Origin of the sequence: Streptomyces sp. NPDC088766, assembly GCF_044750845.1 — a bacterium.
Lineage (GTDB): Bacteria > Actinomycetota > Actinomycetes > Streptomycetales > Streptomycetaceae > Streptomyces.
On sequence record NZ_JBIVKQ010000009.1, the window covers coordinates 58,239 to 71,273 of the forward strand.

Here is a 13,035-nt window from a genome sequence, read left to right on the forward strand (position 1 = left end):
TAGTAACGTGCACGATCGGAGCAGGCCCGCCGGGACCCGGAAGACCTGCGCAGTGACCGGAGTCAGCCAGTGAAAGGGACCGATGTGACCGACATCGAACGCGTCGGAGTGGTGGGCTGCGGCCAGATGGGGGCGGGCATCGCCGAGGTCTGCGCGCGGGCCGGACTCGACGTGAAGGTCGCCGAGACCACCGGCGAGGCCCTGGAGTTCGGCCGCACCCGGCTCTTCAACTCCCTGGCCAAGGCCGCCGAACGCGGCAAGATCAGCGAGGAGGAGCGGGACGCCACGCAGGCGCGCCTCAGCTTCACCACCGACCTCGGCGAGTTCGCCGACCGCGACCTGGTCATCGAGGCCGTCGTGGAGAACGAGCAGGTCAAGACCGAGATCTTCCAGGTCCTGGACCAGGTCGTGACCCGCCCGGACGCCATCCTGGCCTCCAACACCTCCTCCATCCCGCTGGTGAAGCTGGCGGTCGCCACCTCGCGGCCCGACCAGGTCGTCGGCATCCACTTCTTCAACCCGGCCCCGGTGCAGAAGCTCGTCGAGCTGATCCCGGCGCTGACCACCTCCGAGGAAACCCTCAGCCGCGCGCAGCTGTTCGCCGAGAAGACGGTCGGCAAGCACGCCATCCGCGCCCAGGACCGCTCGGGCTTCGTGGTGAACGCGCTGCTGATCCCGTACCTGCTCTCCGCGATCCGGATGTTCGAGACGGGCATCGCCAGCCGCGAGGACATCGACAACGGCATGGAGCTGGGCTGCGCCCACCCGATGGGCCCGCTGAAGCTGTCCGACCTGATCGGCCTCGACACGGTGGCCTCGGTCGCGCAGTCGATGTACGACGAGTACAAGGAGCCCCTGTACGCCGCTCCCCCGCTGCTCCAGCGCATGGTCGACGCCGGCCGCCTGGGCCGCAAGACCGGCTCGGGCTTCTACACCTACGGCTGACCCCTCGGAGTCTCAGGCGGGCCCGGCACCTTGCCCGGTGCCGGGCCCGTTCGCACCGGAGGATCGTCAGCGCCCGGTGTCGTGCCCGAGCCTGAGGTGGTGCAGGAGCAGTAAGGCGGCCGCCATGTTGGCGGCCGGGACCTCCCCCCGGGCGACCATGTCGGGCACGAGTTTGAGGGGGACCCACTCCCGGCGCTCGGACTCGAAGTCGTCCACGGGGTGCCCGACGTACTCGCCCTCGTCCGACCAGTAGATGTGGTGCCGGGCGTCGGTGAGGCCGTTGGCCGGTTCCACGCTCATCAGGTGGTGCAGGGTGCCCGGGCGCCAGCCGGTCTCCTCCTCCAGTTCCCTGGCGGCCGCGCGGGCGACGTCCTCGCCGTCCTCGACGACGCCCGCGGCGAGTTCCCATCCCCAGCTGTCGGTGATGAAGCGGTGCCGCCACAGCAGGAGCACCTCGTTGGCCTCGTTCACCACGGTCGCCACCGCGACGGGCCGCAGCCGTATGAGGAAGTGGTCGAGGTGCCGGCCGTCCGGCAGGCCGACATCCGCGAGGTTGACCCGGAACCAGCGGTTTTCATACACAGTTCGTTCGTTTTGTTTCGTCCACTGCACGGTTCTGCCACCTTCCGTCGAGTAAGTGGCAATATCGCAGCAGGGACGGTGGCACGCCGGTCGCTACAGCGGTACGCGCAGTGCACCGTCGATGAGTTCGGCCGCCTCCGCCGTACCCGCGCAGCCACTGCGCACCAGGTGTTCGCGCACCACCCGGAGTCTGTCGCGCAGACGCCGGGACTCCATGCCCCGCGCCTGCTCCGCCATCAGCACGGCGGTGACCACCGCCTTGTCGGCGTTCCCCTGGCGCAGTTCGACGGTGCTGAGCATGGCGAGCCGGTGCACCCGGCCCCGGTCGTGGGCGGGCGTGTCGACGGCGGCCGCGGCGTGCTCCGCGGCGGCGGTGACGTCGCCGAGGCTCAACAGGGCCTCCGCCACCTGGACGTTGACCAGTCCCGGCTGGACATAGCCGGTCTCGTCCGGTTCGGTGCCGCGCCGGATGCGGTCGGCGGCGGCCTCGGCCCGCCGGATGCACGACAGGGCGCTCGTGCCGTCGCCGAGGTGGGCGTACGCCTTCGCCTGCATCGCGTGCAGGTCGGAGGCGAGGGCGGGGGTGACGTCCTTGCCGACCGTGCGCAGCGCGGCCTCCGCGAAGGCGACCGCCTGCCGGAACTCCCGCATGAACAGCGACTGGTTGACCAGCAGCGCGATGACGTACGCCCCGAGTCCCCGGTCCCCGCTGGCCTTCGCCAGCCGCAGCGCCTGGTGGAAGTAGCGCTGGGCGAGCCCGTGCGCATCGGAGTCGTAGGCGCAGATGCCGGCGATCGCCACCAGTCCTCCGGTCGCGCGGTGCAGTTGGCGGCCGGTGGTGTCGGTGTAGCCGCCGCGCAGCAGCGGGGCCGCCTCGGCGTTGAGGAAACCGACGATGCGACTGCGGGTCGCCACACCGCCGGCCTTGCGGTACATCTGCTCGTAGTGGGCGCGGGCCGCGCGCAGCGTCTCGATGTCGGCGGCGGTGACCCGGTGCCGGCCGCCGCGGGAGACGTCGACGTCCTCGGGCGGGTTCTCCCACTCCCACACCGGCATCACGGCGGGCGTGCCGGTGACCGCGGGGGCGCCCAGGACGTGCGGGCGCTGCTGCTCGTCGGAGCGCCACAGGGCGGTGGCCCGCTCCACGAACCCGGACAGCGAGGTGCCGTGCGGTGTCGCGTGCTCGCCGGGCACGCCGAGGCCGATGTCGTCGAGGGTGACGGGCCGTCGCAGCCGGCGGGCGAGCACCTCGCAGATCAGGTCGGGGACCTGTCCGCGCGGGCGCTGGCCCTTGAGCCACCGGGCGACGGCCGTGTGTTCGTAGCGCAGCGCGAGCCCGCGGGCGCGGCCGGCCTGGTTGACGTGCGCGGCGAGGCCGGCGTGCGAGATGCCCGCCTCGTCCAGGATCGCGTCGAGCAGGGTGTTGGGCTGCATGAGGTGCCCCCCGGGTGGTTCGGTGCCGACGGCGCCACTCACGGTAGCGGGTGCGTGTTCACACGGGGTGTGAACCGAGTGCGCACATCCGCAGCGTGCACGCGCTGTCGCGCAGCGTCGCGGTCCGGTTGACTGAAATGCCTCGAAAGAGGCCGGCCGGGCCGCCGGCTCCCCCTCATCAAGCGGCGGCCCGGCAGTCCGCCCCGCGGGGCGGGCCGTCGTCCGCGGTGGGCCGTCGTCACGGGGAGGCCGTCGACCGCGGGTGCGTGGTGGCCGGCCGTGCGGTTCCTTGCGCCCCGTCGGCCGGCTGGTGCGGACGCCGGCTGCGCAGGACGAGCAACGCGACGTCGTCCGCCGGTCTGCCCGCCGTGTGGCGCAGGAGTGCGCTGAAGACCGTGCGCACGATCTGCTCGGACGAGACCGGGTGGTCGTGGGCCGCCTTGGTCAGGGTCTCCGCCAGCGGGAAGAAACGGCCTCTCGTGTCCCGCGCGTCCTCGGCGCCGTCCGTGTAGAGGACCAGGGACTCGTCCTCGTGGAGCCGGCCGCAGTGCGTGGCCGGCAGCTCGGCAGGCAGCGGGAACGGGCCGAGCGGCGGCAGCGGGTCGGCGCGGGCCAGCGGCACCGCCTCGGCCCCGCGGAGCAGATACGGCCACGGATGTCCGCAGTTCAGGGCGCGTATGCCGCCGTCCGCGTCGATCTCCAGCAGCAGGACGGTGACGAACTCCTCGGCGACCGGGGGGTCCGTCGTACGGCCGTTCGCCGGACGCTCCTCGCGGTGGCGCTCTTGCAGGTGCCGGGCGAGGGCCCGCTCCAGCCGGCGCAGGACACCGTCCAGGTCCGGTTCGTCGTGCGCGGCCTCGCGGAAGCTGCCGAGGAGCGCGGCGACGGTCCCGAGCGCGGGAAGCCCGTGCCCGCGCACGTCGCCCATGACGACCCGCACCCCGTGTTCGGTGGCGATGACCTCGTACAGGTCGCCGCCGACGGAGGCGGCGCGGTCCGCGGAGAGCTGCGCCGCGGCCACGTTCAGCCCTTCCACGCGCGGCGGCAGGGGGCGCAGCAGCACGCTCTGGGCGGCCCCGGCGATCCGGCGGACCTGCTTCAGCTCGCGCAGCAGGGTCCGCCGTACGTACTGGACGAGCCCGGTGCCGACGACGAAGAAGACGGCGCTGGTGACGATCCTGGCGCCGAGCCCGTCCTGCTGGGCCAGCGGACAGGTCAGCTTGTAGATGACCGCCGTCGCGCCCCAGGCCGTGGGCAACCCCAGCGGGAGAACCCGGCGCAACGGCCGCTTGGTGCCGAACATGTGGGATGGCCCCCCATCTAGGGCGTGTTTCGAAAGTCCCTCCCCCAGAGGGGTGCCCCCAGCCCGGCAACGCCTGGCACGCACTCCCCGGAGGGGGCACCCCCAGCCGCGTTGTCGGGATCGTCCCGGTACAACCAGTACCGGGGCGACCCTCCGCCTTGCGATCGCACGCACCGGACGCCGCCGGTCCTGCCCTTCGGGCAGACGACGCTGCTTTCGAAACACGCCCCAGGCCCGTACAGCGCAGACAGACCGGCCCCGAGGGGCCGGTCCGATTCTGTCGATGTCAGGGCCCGGAAGGCACGGTCACCGGGAGAACTCACCCGAACGGATGAGATGCGGGTGGGGGGACCGTGCCCCCGCACCCGCCTGGCCGCACGGAACGCTAGCCGCGCAGCACCGCGCCCGTCCGCTCGCCCGCGAGGGCGACCGCCGCGTCCCGGGCGGCCGAGGCCTCGTCGACCGTCAGCGTCCGGTCCGCCGCGCGGAAGCGCAGGGCGTACGCGAGCGACTTCCGCCCGTCGCCCAGCTGCTCCGCGTTCTCGTAGACGTCGAACAGCCGGATCCCCTCGAGGAGTTCACCGGCGCCCTCACGCAGCGCGGCCTCGACGTCGGCGTGCGGGACGTAGACGTCGACGACGAGCGCGACGTCCTGCGTGGCGACGGGGAACGTGGAGATGCCCGGCGCCCGGGGCGTGTCGTCGCCGACCCGCTCCAGGACGTCCAGGTCCAGCTCCATGGCCGAGGTGCGCGCGGGCAGGCCGAGGGCCTTCAGCACGCGCGGGTGCAGCTCGCCGGCGTGGCCGATGACTCGCTCGGCGCCGTCGGCGACGACGACCAGCTCGGCGCACCGCCCCGGGTGCCACGGTCCGTACTGGCCCTTACGGACGATGAGTTCGGCGCCCGCCTCACGGGCGACCGTCCGCGCCGCCTCGACGGCGTCGGCCCAGTCCGCCGGGCGCCCCCTGCCCCACCAGCCGGCCTGTTCGCGGGCTCCCGCGAGGACGACGGCGAGGTGGCGCGGCTGGTCGGGCAGCACGGCGTCGATCGCCGCGATCTCCTCGTCGGTCGGCCGGCGGTCGACCGGCAGATGACCGGCGACGCGCTGTTCGTCGCGCGGGAAGAAGACCAGTCCGGTCTCGAAGAGGGCCAGGTCGTGCGAGCCGCGGCCGTCGTTGCGCCGCAGCGCGGCGAGCAGGCCCGGCAGCAGCGAGGTGCGGAGCGCGGGCTCCTCGTCGTTGAGCGGGTTGGTCAGTCTGACGACGCGGCGGGCCGGGTCGTCGGCGTCCAGGCCGAGCTGGTCGAAGACCTGCTCGGCGACGAACGGGTAGTTCGGCGCCTCGACGTAACCGGCACCGGCCAGCGCGCGGCCGACACGGCGGTGCAGCCGCTGGCGGTGGGTGAGGCCGCGGCCCGACGGGGGCTTGGGCAGCGTGGAGGGCAGGTTCTCGTAGCCCTCCAGCCGGATGACCTCCTCGGCGAGGTCGTTGGCCTCGCCGAGGTCGGGGCGCCAGGACGGCACGGTGACGATCAGCTCGTCCTGCCCGTACACGTCGCAGCCGATCTCCTGCAGCCGGCGTACGACGGTCTCACGGCCGTAGACGACACCCGCGACCTTGTCCGGGTGGTCGGCGGGCATGGTGACGGTGTGCGGCGCGGACGGGGCGACGACCTCGGTGACACCGGCCTCGGCGGTACCGCCGGCGAGCAGCACCAGCAGGTCGACCGTGCGCTGCGCGGCCGCCGACGACGCCTGCGGGTCGACACCGCGCTCGAAGCGCTTGGACGCCTCGGAGGACAGCTTGTGGCGGCGGGCCGTGCGGGCGACGGCGACCGCGTCGAAGTGGGCGGCCTCGATGACGACGTCGGTCGTCCCCTCGGATTCGGCGTGGTCGGCGATCTCCGTGTTGGCGCCGCCCATGACACCGGCGAGGCCGATGGGGCCGCGCTCGTCGGTGACGACCAGGTCCTCGGCGTGCAGCGTGCGCTCGACGCCGTCGAGGGTGACGAGTTTCTCGCCCTCGGCCGCGCGGCGGACGCCGATGGTGCCCTGGACCAGGGTGCGGTCGTAGGCGTGCAGGGGCTGGCCCAGCTCCATCATCACGTAGTTCGTGACGTCGACGGCGAGCGAGATCGGGCGCATGCCGACCTTCTGGAGCCGGCGCCGGAGCCAGATCGGGGAGCGTGCCTCGGGGCTCAGACCGGTGACGGTGCGGGCGGTGAAGCGGTCGCAGCCGGCCGGGTCGGAGACCTGGACGGGGTAGCCGAAGGCGTTCGGTCCGGGTACGTCGAGCAGGGCCGGGTCGCGCAGCGGCAGGCCGTAGGCGATGGCGGTCTCGCGGGCGACGCCGCGGATGGACAGGCAGTCGCCGCGGTTGGCGGTGACGGCGATGTCCAGGACCTCGTCGACCAGTTCGAGCAGCTCGATGGCGTCCTTGCCGACCTCGGTCTCCGGCGGCAGCACGATGATGCCCTTGGTGCCGTCGTCGCCCATGCCCAGCTCGTCGCTGGAGCAGATCATGCCGTGGGAGGTCTTGCCGTACGTCTTGCGCGCGGCGATGGCGAAGCCGCCGGGGAGGACGGCGCCCGGGAGGACCACGACGACCTTGTCGCCGACGGCGAAGTTGCGGGCGCCGCAGACGATCTCCTGCGGCTCGCCCGAACCGTTGGCCTGTCCGACGTCGACGGTGCAGAAGCGGATGGGCTTCTTGAAGCCCTCCAGTTCCTCGATGGTCAGCACCTGGCCGACGACGAGGGGGCCCTTGAGGTCGTGGCCGAGCTGTTCGACTGTCTCGACCTCGAGGCCGGCCGAGATGAGCTTGGCCTGGACGTCGCGGCCGGTCTCGGTGGCCGGCAGGTCGACGTACTCCCGCAGCCAGGAAAGCGGGACCCGCATCAGATCTCCATCCCGAACGGCCGGGTGAACCGGACGTCACCCTCGACCATGTCTCGCATGTCTTCGACGTTGTGGCGGAACATCAGCATCCGCTCGATGCCGAACCCGAAGGCGAAGCCGCTGTACTTCTCCGGGTCGACGCCGCAGGCGGTCAGCACCTTGGGGTTGACCATGCCGCAGCCGCCCAGTTCGATCCAGCCCTCGCTGGAGCAGGTGCGGCAGGGCCGGTCGGGGTTGCCCACGGACTCGCCCCGGCAGACGTAGCAGACCATGTCCATCTCGGCGGACGGCTCGGTGAAGGGGAAGAAGTTCGGGCGCAGCCGGGTCTTCATGCCCTCGCCGAACAGCGCCTGGACCATGTGGTCCAGGGTGCCCTTGAGGTCGGCCATGGTCAGGCCCTCGTCCACGGCGAGCAGTTCGACCTGGTGGAAGACGGGCGTGTGCGTGGCGTCCAGCTCGTCGGTGCGGTACACGCGGCCGGGACAGATCACGTACACCGGCAGCTCACGGCTCAGCAGCGAGCGGATCTGCACGGGCGAGGTGTGGGTGCGCAGCACCACACCGGACTCGCTGCCGCCTTGCGGTCCCTGCACGAAGAACGTGTCCGCCTCGCCGCGGGCCGGGTGGTCCGGGCCGATGTTCAGGGCGTCGAAGTTGAACCACTCGGCCTCGACCTGCGGGCCCTCGGCGACCTCGTAGCCCATGGCCACGAAGACGTCCTCGATGCGCTCGGAGAGCGTGGTGAGCGGGTGGCGGGCGCCGGCCGGGACCCGGTCGTGGGGCAGCGTGACATCCACCGCCTCCTCGACCAGGACGCGCGCGTCGCGCTCGGCCTCCAGCTCGCTCTGCCGGGCGGCGAGGCCCTTGTTCACCGCGCCGCGGGCCTGGCCGACGAGCTTGCCGGCGGCGGCCTTCGCGTGCGGGGGCAGTGCGCCGATCTCGCGGTTGGCGAGGGCCAGCGGGGAGGCGCCGCCGGTGTGGGCGACCTTGGCCTCCTGGAGTGCGTCGAGGGAGTCCGCGGCGGCGAAGGCGGCGAGCGCCTCGTCCCGCATGCGCTCGATCTCTTCCGGTTTCAAGGCCTCGACCTCTACAGGGTCGTACGACTTATTCGGTGCCGACATCTCTTCCCGTGCTTCCGATTGTCCCCCAGCTACCGCTGGGAGGTGCCCCCAGGCTGAATGTCCCCGTCACCGACTCGCTCGGAGGGCCGTCCATGGGACACGAAGGTGCCAAAGGCCGAGTCTAACGGGGCGAGGACGTGCGGATGCGCCCGCGGTGGCTAGGCCAGATAGGCCGGGGCCGCCACGGGCAGCGTAAATCGGAACTCGGCGCCGCCGCCGTGGGCGCGGCCGACCGTGATGACGCCGCCGTGGGCCTCGACGATGCCCTTGACGATGTACAGCCCGAGGCCCGTGCCGCCGCGCTTGCTGCCCCGCCAGAAGCGGGTGAAGACGCGGTTCATGGACTCCTCCGGGATGCCGGTGCCCTCGTCGCTCACGATGACCGACGTGCCGGTGTCCTCCCCCTCGCGGGGGGACGGGCCGGGCATGACGTCAATGGTGACGGTTCCCTCGCCGTGCCGCACCGCATTTTCGATGAGGTTGCTGAGCACCTGGTCGACCTTGTCGGGGTCGGCCCACAGGGCGGGCAGCGGCTGTTGGATGCGCAGCAGGAACCGGTCGGCGGGCTGCCCGGCGGCGACGTAGGCCTGGATGTGGCGGCCGACGGCGGCGCCCATGTCGACGGGCTGCCGGCGTACCTCCAGCCTCCCCGAGTCGATCCGGGAGATGTCGAGGAGCTCGGCGATGAGCCGGGTGACGCGGTCGGCGTCGGCGTCGACCGTCTCCAGCATCAGGCGTTTCTGGTCGTCGGTGAACCGCGTCCACTTGGCGAGGAGCGTGGCGGTGAACCCCTTCACGGAGGTGAGGGGGGAGCGCAGCTCGTGGGCGACGGTGGCGATCAGCTCGGCGTGGCTGCGCTCGGTGCGGCGGCGGGCCTCGGTGTCGCGGAGGGAGACGACGACACGGCGGACGGGGCCGGTGGGCTCGCCGCGGACGTACCGGGCGCAGACGAGGACCTCACGCCCGCCGGGCAGCAGCAGGTTGCGCTCGGGCTGGCCCACCCGGATGGCGAGCCCGCTGTACGGGTCGGTCAGCTGCCACCAGCGCCGGCCCTCGAGGTCCTCCAGCGGCAGGGCCTTGTCGAGCCGCTGCCCGAGGGCTTCGGCGGCGGGAACGGCGGTGATGCGCTCGGCGGCGGTGTTGAAGCAGACGACGTACCCGTGCTCGTCGGCGACGACCAGCCCGTCGGGCAGGTCGTCGGGGTCGATGCCGAGTCCGGCGAGGTCACCGGCCGGTCGGGCCGCGGGCGGGCGCTCCGGTCCACCGGCTCCCGGTGCGCTGCTCGTGCCGACACTCATCCCCGTACCTCACCTCCCGTCCTCCCGGAAGAGGCCCCCCGAGCTGGTCACCCTACTAGCTGTCGGTGACGGAGCGGCACCCTCCGGAGGCGCGCTGTGCACGGGCCGACGCGTAGAGACATACGGCTGCGGCGGTGGCGAGGTTCAGACTCTCGGCCTTCCCGTGGATCGGGACGCGGACGACGGCGTCGGCGAGGGCCCGGGTCTCCTCGGGCAGCCCCCAGGCCTCGTTGCCGAAGACCCACGCGGTGGGCCCGCCCATGGTGCCCTTGTCCAGTTCGTCGTCGAGGTCGTCCTGGCCTGCGCCGTCGGCGGCGAGGATGCGCACCCCGGCGTCCTTGAGCCCGGCGACGGCCCGCTCGACGGGGACGCCGACGGCGACCGGCAGGTGGAACAGCGATCCGACCGAGGCCCGTACGGCCTTGGGGTTGTACAGGTCGACGGAGGCGTCGGTGAGGACGACGGCGTCGGCGCCGGCCGCGTCGGCGCAGCGCAGGACGGTGCCGGCGTTGCCGGGGTCGCGGACGTGCGCGAGAACGGCGACGAGCCTGGGGCGGGTGGCGAGGACGTCGTCGAAGGGGGTGTCGACGAAGCGGCACACGCCGACGAGGCCCTGCGGGGTGACGGTGGTGGAGATGTCCTCGATGACCCGCTCGTCGGCGAGGTGGACGCGGGCGCCGGCTTCCCGGGCCTCGCCGACGATGCCGGCGTGGCGCTCCGCGGCCTCGGGGGTGGCGAACAGTTCCACGAGGGTGTCCGGGTGCGCGGCCGCCTCCCGTACGGCCTGCGGGCCCTCCGCGAGGAACAGCCGCTCCTTCCCCCGGAAGTTCCGCCGCGCGAGGCGCCTGGCGGCAAGGACGCGGGCGGAGCGGGGGGAGATGAGGTCGGGGGTGGCGGGGGGCATCGGGGTTCACCTTCGGTGGGTCGGCGGTGGGTCGGGGCGGGGCTCGGCGTTCTCGCCCCCGCCGCCCCGTCCCGTCCCGGCCCGGGGCTCCGCCCCGTACCCCGCTCCTCGAACGCCGGAGGGGCCGGTTTCCGGCCCGTGCTGCGTTCGAGGACGAGGCCGTTCAGGCCGAAGCGGGGGCCGGGGGCGGCAGCCCCCGGTGTCGGGACGGCAAGGGGCGGCGGGGGCGGACGCACTCGGACCCGCAGGCGGGTGGCCTGCGGGTCCGAGTCATGCTCACTTCCGGCTGAGCCGGCGCGGCGTCACGCAGCCTTCGGCGCGTTCACGTCCGACGGCAGCGCCTTCTGGGCGACCTCGACGAGCGCGGCGAACGCGTTCGCGTCGTTCACGGCCAGCTCGGCCAGGATCTTGCGGTCGACCTCGACGTTCGCGGCCTTCAGACCCTGGATGAAGCGGTTGTAGGTGATGCCGTTCGCGCGGGCAGCGGCGTTGATGCGCTGGATCCACAGCTGACGGAAGTCGCCCTTGCGCTTCTTGCGGTCGTTGTAGTTGTAGACCAGCGAGTGGGTGACCTGCTCCTTGGCCTTGCGGTACAGGCGCGAACGCTGACCGCGGTAGCCGGAGGCCGCCTCGAGGATCGCCCGGCGCTTCTTGTGGGCGTTGACTGCCCGCTTGACGCGTGCCACTTTTTAACTCCTTGTAGCGGGGCCGCGGTTGGACTCACACGGCCCGGAAACGATTGGGTCCCGGTTCAGACGTACGTACGGCGGCAGGGCGCCCGTACGTCACTTGCCGAGAAGCTTCTTGATCTTCTTGGCGTCGCCCGGGGCCATCTCGGCGTTGCCGGTGAGGCGACGCGTCAGGCGCGACGACTTGTGCTCGAGCAGGTGGCGCTTGCCGGCGCGCTCACGGAGCACCTTGCCGGAGCCGGTGACCTTGAAGCGCTTGCTGGCACCGCTGTGCGACTTGTTCTTCGGCATAGCGCCGTTCTCTCCTCGTCGGTGGCGCTCCGGTGCCCGGTCGTGAAACCGGGCACGGGTGGAGCGTCGCTTGTATCGGTTACGTCCTGGGACTGACGTCCCGGGGGTCACGCCTCGGCGGAAGCCTCGGCGGACTCGGGCCGCACGGAGTCCCCGGACTCCTCGGCGTTCACGGCGTCGGAATCCGCGGCGTTCTGCGAGCGGCCCGGGTTGGCCTTCGCCTCGGCCTTGCGGGCCTCCTGGGCCTGACGTGCCTCGGCCATCGCCTCGGTCTTCTTCTTGTGCGGACCGAGAACCATGATCATGTTGCGGCCGTCCTGCTTCGGGTTCGACTCGATGAACCCGAGGTCCTGGACGTCCTCCGCCAGGCGCTGCAGCAGTCGGTAGCCCAGCTCGGGCCGGGACTGCTCGCGACCACGGAACATGATCGTGATCTTGACCTTGTCGCCCTGCTTGAGGAACCGGACGACGTGACCCTTCTTGGTGTCATAGTCGTGCGGGTCGATCTTCGGCCGGAGCTTCATCTCCTTGATGACCGTGTGCGCCTGGTTCTTGCGCGCCTCACGGGCCTTCATGGCCGACTCGTACTTGAACTTCCCGTAGTCCATGAGCTTGCAGACCGGCGGGCGGGCGTTCGCCGCGACCTCGACCAGGTCCAGGTCGTACTCCTGCGCAAGCTCCAGTGCCTTGGCCAGGGGGACGATGCCCACCTGCTCGCCACTGGGACCGACAAGTCGCACCTCGGGAACGCGAATCCGGTCGTTGATGCGGGGCTCGGCGCTGATGGATCCTCCTCGGTAGCACCACACGGCAGTCTGGCGAACGGCCGCGTAACGTCTGTGTTCGATTGGTTGATAACCACGCCGAAGCACAAAAAATGCCCCGAACGATCACACGCGGGGCTCCAAGCACTACCGGAGCACCGCCGCGAGGACCGCGGGGCGCACTACCGGGCGACTCCATCGTCCGTACGGAACGATGGTGGCCGCCTGACCGGGGTGACCCGCCGCCCCGGAGGGTGGTCGGGTGGGAGTTCGGAGCCTCCACTTGTGGGCCGGATCCGCCTGCTGTGGGGCACGCGTGTCCGACCGGTCGTTACACGAGATTAGCAGCTCGCTCACGCGTGCGCGAATCGGGTGCCTCCCGCCTCCTGCTGTCAAGGGGGCGTGCGGCGGGCCCTATCGTGTGGGGCATGAGTGAGACCTCCCCCTCGGACAGCCCCGAGCCCTCCGGCACCGCCGGTTTCGACGAGATGACCCGCGACATCGCCGAGGTCCCGGCGGTCGAGGTGATCGTGACGGTCGCCGTCAACCTGATGAGCGCGTCCGCCGTGAAGCTCGGCCTGACCGAAGAGGGCGACAAGTACAAGGACCTGGACGAGGCCCGCAAGCTGATCACCGCCCTGGCCGGCCTGCTGGACGCGAGCACGACGGAGATCAGCTCCTTCCACGCGGCACCGCTGCGCGACGGCCTGAAGTCGCTCCAGCTCGCCTTCCGCGAGGCCTCGATCGTCCCGGACGAGCCGGGCCGGGGCCCGGGCGAGAAGTACACCGGGCCGGTCTACGGCTGAGG

Annotated in this window: 12 protein-coding genes; 2 read left to right on the top strand and 10 right to left on the bottom strand. The window is 71.9% G+C overall.

Features of this window, described 5'->3' with window-relative positions; translation table 11 throughout:
- The first annotated feature begins 84 nt into the window (after positions 1–84).
- Positions 85–945 carry a 3-hydroxybutyryl-CoA dehydrogenase gene (locus tag ACIP5W_RS14770; RefSeq protein WP_401472108.1) on the top strand — a complete coding sequence of 287 codons (861 nt, stop codon included), beginning with the start codon at positions 85–87 and terminating at the stop codon, positions 943–945.
- A 66-nt stretch (positions 946–1,011) separates the two neighbouring features.
- Here the strand turns inward: ACIP5W_RS14770 and ACIP5W_RS14775 are convergent, their stop codons facing one another.
- The 10 genes from ACIP5W_RS14775 to infC all read right to left on the bottom strand — a co-directional run bounded on the left by ACIP5W_RS14775 (position 1,012) and on the right by infC (position 12,272).
- Complete coding sequence (locus tag ACIP5W_RS14775; RefSeq protein ID WP_401472111.1) at positions 1,012–1,557, bottom strand: NUDIX hydrolase; 546 nt, start codon at positions 1,555–1,557, stop codon at positions 1,012–1,014.
- Positions 1,558–1,620: 63 nt separating this feature from the next.
- Positions 1,621–2,961, bottom strand: a complete 1,341-nt coding sequence (locus tag ACIP5W_RS14780) for a transcriptional regulator (RefSeq protein ID WP_401472114.1) — start codon at positions 2,959–2,961, stop codon at positions 1,621–1,623.
- Positions 2,962–3,199: 238 nt separating this feature from the next.
- Positions 3,200–4,264 carry a PP2C family protein-serine/threonine phosphatase gene (locus ACIP5W_RS14785; RefSeq protein WP_401472117.1) on the bottom strand — a complete coding sequence of 355 codons (1,065 nt, stop codon included), beginning with the start codon at positions 4,262–4,264 and terminating at the stop codon, positions 3,200–3,202.
- Between the two features lie 385 nt (positions 4,265–4,649).
- Positions 4,650–7,160: a phenylalanine--tRNA ligase subunit beta gene (pheT, locus tag ACIP5W_RS14790; protein ID WP_401472120.1), complete on the bottom strand. Its 2,511-nt coding sequence runs from the start codon at positions 7,158–7,160 to the stop codon at positions 4,650–4,652.
- Positions 7,160–8,281 (bottom strand): phenylalanine--tRNA ligase subunit alpha, encoded by a 1,122-nt coding sequence (gene pheS, locus ACIP5W_RS14795; RefSeq protein WP_401472123.1) that lies wholly within the window; start codon positions 8,279–8,281, stop codon positions 7,160–7,162. The genes pheT and pheS overlap by 1 nt, the downstream gene beginning before the upstream one ends.
- Before the next feature lie 158 nt (positions 8,282–8,439).
- Positions 8,440–9,579 carry an ATP-binding protein gene (locus tag ACIP5W_RS14800; RefSeq protein WP_401472126.1) on the bottom strand — a complete coding sequence of 380 codons (1,140 nt, stop codon included), beginning with the start codon at positions 9,577–9,579 and terminating at the stop codon, positions 8,440–8,442.
- Positions 9,580–9,634: 55 nt separating this feature from the next.
- Positions 9,635–10,483, bottom strand: a complete 849-nt coding sequence (locus tag ACIP5W_RS14805) for a TrmH family RNA methyltransferase (protein ID WP_401472129.1) — start codon at positions 10,481–10,483, stop codon at positions 9,635–9,637.
- Between the two features lie 302 nt (positions 10,484–10,785).
- Positions 10,786–11,169: a 50S ribosomal protein L20 gene (gene rplT, locus ACIP5W_RS14810; RefSeq protein WP_020938960.1), complete on the bottom strand. Its 384-nt coding sequence runs from the start codon at positions 11,167–11,169 to the stop codon at positions 10,786–10,788.
- A gap of 99 nt (positions 11,170–11,268) precedes the next feature.
- A complete protein-coding gene (gene rpmI, locus ACIP5W_RS14815) occupies positions 11,269–11,463 on the bottom strand; it encodes a 50S ribosomal protein L35 (protein ID WP_007829094.1) in 195 nt (64 codons plus the stop codon).
- 107 nt (positions 11,464–11,570) lie between these two features.
- Positions 11,571–12,272, bottom strand: a complete 702-nt coding sequence (gene infC / locus ACIP5W_RS14820; protein ID WP_401472132.1) for a translation initiation factor IF-3 — start codon at positions 12,270–12,272, stop codon at positions 11,571–11,573.
- 383 nt (positions 12,273–12,655) lie between these two features.
- On the opposite strand from infC, the gene ACIP5W_RS14825 reads away from it, so the two are divergent.
- A complete protein-coding gene (locus tag ACIP5W_RS14825; RefSeq protein WP_401472135.1) occupies positions 12,656–13,033 on the top strand; it encodes a DUF1844 domain-containing protein in 378 nt (125 codons plus the stop codon).
- Positions 13,034–13,035 lie beyond the last annotated feature (2 nt).

Coding starts and splice junctions, on each gene's coding strand:
- ACIP5W_RS14780 (WP_401472114.1), bottom strand. CDS start 2,961: ATGCAGCCCAACACCCTGCTCGACGCGATCCTGGACGAGGCGGGCATC.
- pheS (WP_401472123.1), bottom strand. CDS start 8,281: ATGTCGGCACCGAATAAGTCGTACGACCCTGTAGAGGTCGAGGCCTTG.
- rpmI (WP_007829094.1), bottom strand. CDS start 11,463: ATGCCGAAGAACAAGTCGCACAGCGGTGCCAGCAAGCGCTTCAAGGTC.
- ACIP5W_RS14805 (WP_401472129.1), bottom strand. CDS start 10,483: ATGCCCCCCGCCACCCCCGACCTCATCTCCCCCCGCTCCGCCCGCGTC.
- ACIP5W_RS14825 (WP_401472135.1), top strand. CDS start 12,656: ATGAGTGAGACCTCCCCCTCGGACAGCCCCGAGCCCTCCGGCACCGCC.
- ACIP5W_RS14785 (WP_401472117.1), bottom strand. CDS start 4,264: ATGTTCGGCACCAAGCGGCCGTTGCGCCGGGTTCTCCCGCTGGGGTTG.
- ACIP5W_RS14800 (WP_401472126.1), bottom strand. CDS start 9,579: ATGAGTGTCGGCACGAGCAGCGCACCGGGAGCCGGTGGACCGGAGCGC.
- pheT (WP_401472120.1), bottom strand. CDS start 7,160: ATGCGGGTCCCGCTTTCCTGGCTGCGGGAGTACGTCGACCTGCCGGCC.